Genomic DNA, 311 nt, shown 5'->3' on the forward strand with positions numbered 1-311 from the left:
ACCGTGAAGCTGACGGCGACCGCGTCGGCGGCTGAAGGTAGCACCGTCACCTACACCGCGACTGTCGGTGCGCCAGTGACCGGTTCTCCTGTGACCGTGAACCTGTCCAACGGCCAGTCGATCACCATCGAAGTCGGCAAGACCACCGGCACCGTGACCACTACGGCGCCTAACGACGTGCTGACCGGTCACGCTCCACTGACCAACGCCATCACCAACGTCAGCGGCGGCAACTACGAGAATCTGGTCGCCGACAAGACGCCGGTCAGCACCACCGTGACTGACACCGTCGACACCACCAACCTGTCGCT

The 311-nt window shown here is 63.7% G+C and carries 1 protein-coding gene; it reads left to right on the forward strand.

The window, feature by feature from the left end:
* A partial coding sequence (locus N8H74_RS29265; protein ID WP_262152186.1) for an immunoglobulin-like domain-containing protein occupies positions 1–311 on the forward strand: 311 nt, incomplete at both ends.

This window comes from Pseudomonas sp. B2M1-30 (assembly GCF_025447575.1).
In the GTDB taxonomy this organism is placed as follows: domain Bacteria; phylum Pseudomonadota; class Gammaproteobacteria; order Pseudomonadales; family Pseudomonadaceae; genus Aquipseudomonas; species Aquipseudomonas botevensis.